A 7,538-nucleotide genomic window follows, 5' to 3' on the forward strand; every position below is an offset into this window, starting at 1 on the left:
AGCCTTGGCCGCCGTGGTCTTCTTCGCCGGAGCGGCCTTGGCGGCGGTCTTCTTCGCCGCCGCGGTCTTCTTGGCGGGCGCAGCCGCGCCGCGCTTGACGGCCGGACCCGTCGCGGGGAGCTTCTGCGAACCGGCGATGACCGCCTTGAACTGAGCGCCGGGGCGGAAGGCCGGCACCGACGTCGGCTTGACCTTCACGGTCTCACCCGTACGCGGGTTGCGCGCGACCCGGGCTGCGCGGCGGCGCTGCTCGAAGACACCGAATCCGGTGATGGTGACGCTCTTGCCCGAGTGCACTGCACGCACGATCGCGTCGACCATGTGCTCCACGGCCGCCGTTGCCGTGCGCCTGTCCGAACCGAGTTTCTCGGTCAGAACATCGATCAGCTCTGCCTTGTTCATTGCATTCCTCCGCACATTACGGTCCACCGTCAGACCGACTCGAGTCCACGGTAGACCCGCAAACGGGCAAGAGTCTATGTGCCACGCCAATTCTCATGCAAATTGCCGGCGGGCCGGATCCGGACGTGCAGTCGGATCCGGCCCGCCGAGGCCCGATTCGAGGGCTCGATCAGGGCGCCGGAAGGGTTCGTGGTTTCCAAGAAGGCCTTGCGTTTTCGTACTCGGAAATCGCCTCTACCTGGCGCAACGTGAGTCCGATGTCGTCGAGACCCTCCAACAGCCGCCACCGGGTGTAGTCGTCAATGCTGAACGGCACCACGGTGGTTCCGGCGGTCACGGTACGAGCGCCGAGATCGACCTCGAGCTCCAGCCCCGGCTGCTGTTCGATGAGCTTCCAGAGCAATTCGACGTCCGGTTGTTCGACCTGCGCGGCCAGCAATCCGGCCTTGCCGGCGTTGCCCCGGAAGATGTCGGCGAAGCGGGACGAGATGACGACGCGGAAACCGTAGTCGGACAGCGCCCACACGGCGTGCTCGCGCGAGGACCCGGTGCCGAAGTCCGGGCCGGCCACCAGGACGCTGCCCCGGTCGAACGGCGGGGTGTTCAGCACGAAGGACGGATCCGTGCGCCACGCGGCGAACAGCCCGTCCTCGAATCCGGTTCGAGCGACTCGCTTCAGGTACACCGCAGGGATGATCTGATCGGTGTCGACGTTCGACCGGCGCAGCGGGACGCCGATTCCCTTGTGAGTGGTGAAGGCTTCCATCGAAAATTCTCCTTCGGTTCCGTGACCTAGTCCAGATCCGCCGGAGCGGAGAGAGTGCCGCGCACCGCAGTCGCCGCCGCGACCTGAGGCGAGACGAGGTGGGTGCGTCCGCCCTTGCCTTGGCGGCCTTCGAAGTTCCGGTTCGAGGTCGAAGCGCAGCGCTCACCCGGTGCCAACTGGTCCGGATTCATGCCCAGGCACATCGAGCAGCCGGCCTGACGCCATTCCGCCCCTGCGGCCGTGAATATCTCACCGAGACCTTCGGCTTCGGCTTGGGCACGAACGCGCATCGATCCGGGCACGACGAGCATGCGGACACCGTCGGCGACCGTGCGGCCCTGCAGGACGTCGGCGACGGCCCGCAGATCCTCGATCCGGCCGTTGGTGCACGACCCGACGAAGACGGTGTCGACGGGCACCTCCCGCAGCGGCGTCCCGGGTTCGAGTCCCATGTACCGCAGTGCCTTCTCGGCCGCGAGGCGCTCGCTCTCGTCCGCCATCGCCGCCGGATCGGGCACCGACGCACCGAGGGGCGCGCCCTGCCCCGGGTTGGTGCCCCACGTGACGAAGGGCGTCAGAGCCGACCCGTCGATGCGGACCTCGGCGTCGAAAACCGCATCCTCGTCGGTCTTCAACTGCTCCCACGCCGCCACCGCGGCGTCCCAGTCCGCGCCCTGCGGGGCGTGCGGGCGGCCCTTCAGGAACTCGTAGGTGATCTCGTCCGGTGCGATCATCCCGGCCCGGGCGCCCGCCTCGATGGACATGTTGCAGATGGTCATCCGCGCTTCCATCGACAGCTTCCGGATGGCCTCGCCGCGGTACTCGAGCACGTAGCCCTGGCCGCCGCCGGTGCCGATCTCGGCGATGACGGCGAGGATCAGGTCCTTGCTCGAGACGCCGGGGGGCAGTTCGCCGTCGACGGTGATCGCCATCGTCTTGAACGGGCGCAGCGAAAGCGTCTGGGTCGCCAGCACATGCTCGACCTCGCTGGTGCCGATACCCATCGCCAGGGCACCGAAGGCGCCGTGGGTGGAGGTATGACTGTCGCCGCACACCACCGTCGTGCCCGGCTGCGTCAGTCCGAGCTGTGGTCCGACGACGTGGACGATGCCCTGCTCCACGTCCCCCATCGGATGCAGCCGGATGCCGAACTCCTCACAGTTGCGGCGCAACGTCTCGACCTGGGTGCGCGAGACGGGGTCGGCGATGGGCTTGTCGATGTCGACCGTGGGCACGTTGTGGTCCTCGGTCGCGATGGTCAGGTCCGGGCGCCGCACGGGCCGATTCGCCAGCCGCAGTCCGTCGAACGCCTGCGGGCTCGTGACCTCGTGCACGAGATGCAGATCGATGTAGATCAGGTCCGGCTGCCGTGCCGCCCCCTCTCCCGTACCGCGCACGACCACGTGCTGGTCCCACACCTTCTCCGCCAGAGTCTTTCCAGCCATCTTCTCCACCTGTCGTACGTGACGAACGCGGTTCCCGTTCTCGGGCTGTCCCGGGCCGCGAATACTGTCGTCCCCGCCGGTTTCCGCGTGGGCTATGCTTCCCATTATGCGAGACGGAGGTATCGACCTATGAGACAGCATAGCGGGATCGGAGTGCTGGACAAAGCCATGGCGGTCCTCCACGCGGTGGCTCGGCAACCGTGCAACCTCACCGAACTGTGCGCTCGCACCGGACTACCCCGCGCCACTGCCCACCGCCTCGCGGTCGGGCTCGAAGTGCACCGGCTGCTCGCGCGCGACGGCGACGGCCAGTGGCGACCGGGCCCCGGCCTGGCCGAACTGTCCGCGGGCGCGGGTGACCCGCTCGTCGATGCGGCCTCGCTCGTTCTCCCGCGGCTGCGCGAGATCACCGGGGAGAGCGTGCAGTTGTACCGGCGGGAGGGCACGCACCGGGTATGCGTCGCCGCACTCGAACCACCGACAGGTCTGCGCGACACCGTCCTCGTGGGTGCGAGACTGCCGATGACTGCCGGGTCCGGCGCGCGGGTCCTGCTCGCCTGGGCCGACGCCGCGACGCAGCGGGCGATCCTGCCGGAGGCCGCATTCGGCGAGCGGGTGCTCGCCGAGGTGCGTCGCCGGGGCTGGGCGCAGAGCGTCGCCGAACGCGAACCCGGCGTCGCCTCGGTGGCCGCACCGGTGCGCGATGCCTCCGGTTCGGTCGTCGCCGCCATCTCCGTCTCGGGACCCGTCGACCGGATGGGCCGCCGGCCCGGAGCGCGGTGGGCCGCGGACCTGCTCGCGGCCGCCGACGCCCTGCACAAGCGGCTCTAGAAGGCTGTCGCGTCCGCCGGCTCCTGTGCCACAGTGCACGGATGGGAACCCACCAGCGCGCACAGATCACGATGTCCGACGCCGAGATCGGCGACTTCCTCGGCCGCAGCCGCGTCGCGACGATGGCCACCGTCGGCCCCGGCGGCCTCCCCCACCTCGTCGCGATGTGGTACGCCGTGCTCGACGGCGAGATGTGGTTCGAGACGAAGCTGAAGTCGCAGAAGGCGGTCAATCTGCGGCGCGACAACCGGATCAGCGCGCTCGTCGAGGACGGCCACACGTACGACACGCTGCGCGGAGTCTCCCTGGAGGGGCATGCCGAGGTGGTCGAGGACCGGGACGTGCTGTTCCGCGTGTGCCGGAGCGTGTGGGAGCGCTACACGGGCCCGTACACCGAGGACGTGCGTCCCGCGATCGAGCAGATGATGCACAAGCGTGTCGCGGTGCGCGTCGTCGCGGAACGAACCCGGTCCTGGGATCACCGCAAGCTGGGACTGGCGGCCATGCCGATCGGCGGCAGCACCGCGCCGTACCTGTTCGAATCGCTGGAAAACCGCGCGACAGACGCAGGGCTGCCGGGTTAGATTCCCGATGGCCCGGCCGAGTACCGGGTGGGGAAGGGAGACAGCGATGCACGAGCCGAACGAGGAGCGGATCGCGGAGCAGTTCCGCGCAGCCCTCGAACGCAAGAATCAGCACGCCCGCCGCGGCACGGACCATCTCGACGGGAGGGCCAAGGCGCAGGCGCCGCACGGCAGCGCCGACCACCGCCGCAATTTCCGGCGCAAGAGTGGTTGACGAGCGCAGAACGACGAAGGTCCCTGCCGATCCGTGGATCGGCAGGGACCTTCGTTTGGTAGCCCCGACGGGATTTGAACCCGCGCTACCGCCTTGAGAGGGCGGCGTCCTAGGCCGCTAGACGACGGGGCCAGGAACTTTCACTGCTCGGAGAAGAACACCCTTCGAACTCGCGATCGAAGGGCCTTCCGTGGTAGCCCCGACGGGATTTGAACCCGCGCTACCGCCTTGAGAGGGCGGCGTCCTAGGCCGCTAGACGACGGGGCCAGGAACTTCTTCTCCGGTACTCCCCCACCTTGCGGCGGAGGCTCAGCCAGCTTAACCGGCCGAGGCTCGGTGACAAAATCACCGGGCAGACGCTGGGGTACCAGGACTCGAACCTAGAATGGCTGAACCAGAATCAGCTGTGTTGCCAATTACACCATACCCCAATGGCTTGTTCCGGAGACCCGCCTCGCGGCGGTGCGGCCTCCGTTCCGAACCGAGAAGAAGGTTAGCACCATCGGTGCCCCCAATTACAAATCGCCTGGTCAGGCCGGGTAAATCCGGCCCGGCCACGGGCGATCCCGCCGCCGGGCCCGGACCGGCTCAGGCGATGCGGGCGCGGGCGGCACGCAGACGCGCCAGCGAGACGTCCCGGCCGAGCAGTTCCATGGACTCGTACAGCGGCGGACTGATGTGCGAGCCCGTGAGGGCCACGCGCACCGGCGCGAAGGCCTTGCGAGGCTTGAGGCCGAGCTCGTCGATCAGCGCGGCCTTGAGGGCCTCCTCGAGGGACGCCGCCTTCCACTCGGCCACGCCACCGGCCGCAGCGATCGTCGCATCGAGCACGGGCGCGGCGTCGGGACCGAGGTTCTTGGCTGCGGCCGCCTCGTCGAGGACGAAGTCGGCCTCGTCGACGTAGAGGAACTTCAGCAGGTCCCACGCGTCCGACAGCACCACGATGCGGGTCTGGACCAGCTCGGCCGCCTCCGCGAACCGGGCGTCGTCGACGTCCGCGGTGATACGGCCGTGCTCCACGAGGAACGACTTCAGCCGTGCCGTGAAGTCGCCCGGCTCGAGCAGGCGGATGTGCTCGGCGTTGATGGCGTCGGCCTTCTTCTGGTCGAACCGCGCCGGATTCGAGTTCACCTTGGCGATGTCGAACGCGGCCACCATCTCGTCGAGCGAGAAGACGTCACGGTCGTCGGCCAGCCCCCAGCCGAGGAGCGCGAGGTAGTTGAGCAGGCCCTCGGCGATGAAGCCGCGGTCGCGGTGGATGAACAGGTTGGACTCGGGGTCGCGCTTGGAGAGCTTCTTGTTGCCCTGACCCATCACGAACGGCAGGTGACCGAACTCGGGCGTGAAATCGGTCACGCCGATGCGCTGCAGCGCCTCGTAGAGAGCGAGCTGGCGCGGCGTCGACGAGAGCAGGTCTTCGCCCCGCAGCACGTGGGTGATCCGCATGAGGGCATCGTCCACGGGGTTGACCAGGGTGTAGAGCGGGATGCCGTTGCCGCGGGTCAGTGCGAAATCGGGCACGGTGCCGGCCTTGAACGTGGTCTCACCGCGGACCAGATCGTTCCAGGTCAGGTCGTGATCGGGCATGCGCAGGCGCACGACGGGCTTGCGCCCCTCCTCGCGGTACGCCTGCCGCTGCTCGGCGGTCAGGTCACGGTCGTAGTTGTCGTAGCCGAGCTTCGGGTCGCGGCCGGCAGCGCGGTGGCGCGCCTCGACCTCTTCCGGCGTGGAGAACGACTCGTACGCCTCGCCCGCGTCGAGCAGCCGGGCGACGACGTCGAGGTGCAGGTCTCGCCGCTGCGACTGCCGGTACGGCTCGTACGGGCCGCCCACCTCGGGGCCCTCGTCCCAGTCGAGCCCGAGCCACCGGAGCGCGTCGAGGATGGCCCGGTACGACTCCTCGGTGTCGCGGGCGGCGTCGGTGTCCTCGATGCGGAACACGAAGGTGCCGCCGTGGTGACGGGCGAAAGCCCAGTTGAACAGGGCGGTGCGCACGAGGCCCACGTGCGGGGTTCCGGTCGGGGACGGACAGAAACGAACGCGTACTTCGCTGTTGGTCATGGCTCACTCGGGTCGAGGGATCGAAAAGACCCCTCCAGGCTAGTCCCGGCCGATCGCGAAGCCGCGGCCTACCTGCGCTTGGCGGTCACCGGGTTGGTCAGCGTGCCGATGTCCTCGACGGTGATCGAGACGGTGTCGCCGTCGACGAGCGGTCCGACGCCCTCCGGGGTGCCGGTGAGGATCACATCGCCCGGCAACAGGGTCATCACCGCCGAGACCCACTCGATCAGCTTCGGAATGTCGTGCACCATCAACGACGTTCGGCTCCGCTGACGCGTCTGTCCGTCGACCTGCGCGGTGATCTCGAGATCCGTGGGATCGATGTTCGTCTCGATCCAGGGCCCGAGGGGGCAGAACGTGTCGTGCCCCTTGGCCCGCGTCCACTGTCCGTCCTGCTGCTGATGGTCACGCGCCGAGACGTCGTTGGCCACCGTGTAGCCGAGGACGACGTCGAGCGCCTTCGCGGCCGGAACGTCCTTGCAGGGGCGGCCGATGACGACGGCGAGTTCGGCCTCGTGGTGGACGAGGTTGCTGCTCGGCGGGAGCACGATCGGCGCTCCCGGGCCGACGATGGAGGTGTTCGGCTTGAGGAAGATCACCGGCTCGTCGGGGACCTCGTTGCCGGACTCGGCCGCGTGGGCAGCGTAGTTGCGGCCGACGCAGACCACCTTGCTCGCCAGGATCGGCGCCAGGAGCCTGACGTCGGCGAGCGGCCAGCTGCGGCCGGTGAAGGTCGGGGTGCCGAAAGGATGTTCGGCGATCTCCTTCGCGATCGCGGCGTCCCCCTCCCCCTCGATGCTGACGAAGGCGACACCGTCCGGGCTGGCAATTCGACCAAGGCGCATGCCGGGGAGTCTATCCGTGCCGCCGCCCGCAGCCCTGCGGACCACGTCGCCCAGGTATAGGCTCCCACACAGAAGTTCACTCTACGGGATTCTTGTTTCAGATAGTGAGATGACATGACGGTTCGGGACATCGGCGCGCGGCGCTGGGTCATCCTGGCGCTCGGCGTGTTCGCGCAGGCGGCTCAGGCAGTCCTCGTCAACGGCGCCGCCTTCCTCATCCCCACGCTGCACGAGGACTGGGGCCTCACGCTTGCACAGGCCGGAACACTTTCCGCCGCACCGTTATTCGGAGTCGTCTTCAGTCTCGTCGCATGGGGTGCCCTGGCCGATCGGTACGGCGAGCGGCGGGTCCTGGCCGTCGGACTCGCACTGGCCGCGGCGGCCGCGGCC

Annotated in this window: 9 protein-coding genes and 3 tRNA genes; 4 read left to right on the forward strand and 8 right to left on the reverse strand. The window is 68.6% G+C overall.

Going from position 1 to position 7,538, the window contains the following annotated elements:
* The 3 genes from OEY_RS0125425 to leuC form a co-directional block, all read right to left on the reverse strand.
* The coding region (locus tag OEY_RS0125425) for an HU family DNA-binding protein (protein ID WP_010596554.1) at positions 1–402 on the reverse strand (402 nt) is incomplete at its 3' end.
* A gap of 169 nt (positions 403–571) precedes the next feature.
* Positions 572–1,168 carry a 3-isopropylmalate dehydratase small subunit gene (gene leuD, locus OEY_RS0125430; RefSeq protein ID WP_010596555.1) on the reverse strand — a complete coding sequence of 199 codons (597 nt, stop codon included), beginning with the start codon at positions 1,166–1,168 and terminating at the stop codon, positions 572–574.
* Between the two features lie 26 nt (positions 1,169–1,194).
* Complete coding sequence (leuC, locus tag OEY_RS0125435) at positions 1,195–2,613, reverse strand: 3-isopropylmalate dehydratase large subunit (RefSeq protein WP_010596556.1); 1,419 nt, start codon at positions 2,611–2,613, stop codon at positions 1,195–1,197.
* 129 nt (positions 2,614–2,742) lie between these two features.
* On the opposite strand from leuC, the gene OEY_RS0125440 reads away from it, so the two are divergent.
* Genes OEY_RS0125440 through OEY_RS30995 form a run of 3 tightly spaced genes read left to right on the forward strand, consistent with a single transcriptional unit; the run spans position 2,743 to position 4,242 of the window.
* A complete protein-coding gene (locus OEY_RS0125440) occupies positions 2,743–3,444 on the forward strand; it encodes an IclR family transcriptional regulator (RefSeq protein WP_010596557.1) in 702 nt (233 codons plus the stop codon).
* 41 nt (positions 3,445–3,485) lie between these two features.
* Positions 3,486–4,028 (forward strand): pyridoxamine 5'-phosphate oxidase family protein, encoded by a 543-nt coding sequence (locus tag OEY_RS0125445; RefSeq protein WP_010596558.1) that lies wholly within the window; start codon positions 3,486–3,488, stop codon positions 4,026–4,028.
* 46 nt (positions 4,029–4,074) lie between these two features.
* Positions 4,075–4,242, forward strand: coding sequence for a DUF5302 domain-containing protein (locus OEY_RS30995; protein WP_010596559.1), 168 nt, complete (start codon positions 4,075–4,077; stop codon positions 4,240–4,242).
* A gap of 56 nt (positions 4,243–4,298) precedes the next feature.
* On the opposite strand, the gene OEY_RS0125455 is transcribed toward OEY_RS30995, so the two are convergent.
* From OEY_RS0125455 to OEY_RS0125475, 5 genes are all read right to left on the reverse strand, one after another.
* A tRNA-Glu gene (locus OEY_RS0125455) sits at positions 4,299–4,374 on the reverse strand.
* Between the two features lie 59 nt (positions 4,375–4,433).
* Positions 4,434–4,509: transfer RNA gene (locus OEY_RS0125460), tRNA-Glu, on the reverse strand.
* Positions 4,510–4,601: 92 nt separating this feature from the next.
* Positions 4,602–4,673, reverse strand: a tRNA-Gln gene (locus OEY_RS0125465).
* 157 nt (positions 4,674–4,830) lie between these two features.
* On the reverse strand, positions 4,831–6,303 hold the full coding sequence (gene gltX, locus OEY_RS0125470; protein WP_010596560.1) for a glutamate--tRNA ligase: 1,473 nt from the start codon (positions 6,301–6,303) through the stop codon (positions 4,831–4,833).
* A 68-nt stretch (positions 6,304–6,371) separates the two neighbouring features.
* Complete coding sequence (locus OEY_RS0125475) at positions 6,372–7,148, reverse strand: fumarylacetoacetate hydrolase family protein (protein WP_010596561.1); 777 nt, start codon at positions 7,146–7,148, stop codon at positions 6,372–6,374.
* A gap of 114 nt (positions 7,149–7,262) precedes the next feature.
* Between OEY_RS0125475 and OEY_RS0125480 the strand changes: the two genes are divergently transcribed.
* Positions 7,263–7,538: MFS transporter (locus tag OEY_RS0125480; RefSeq protein ID WP_010596562.1), on the forward strand; the 276-nt coding region annotated here is incomplete at its 3' end.

It is taken from the genome of Rhodococcus sp. P14 (genome assembly GCF_000256505.1).
GTDB classification, from domain to species: domain Bacteria; phylum Actinomycetota; class Actinomycetes; order Mycobacteriales; family Mycobacteriaceae; genus Rhodococcus; species Rhodococcus ruber.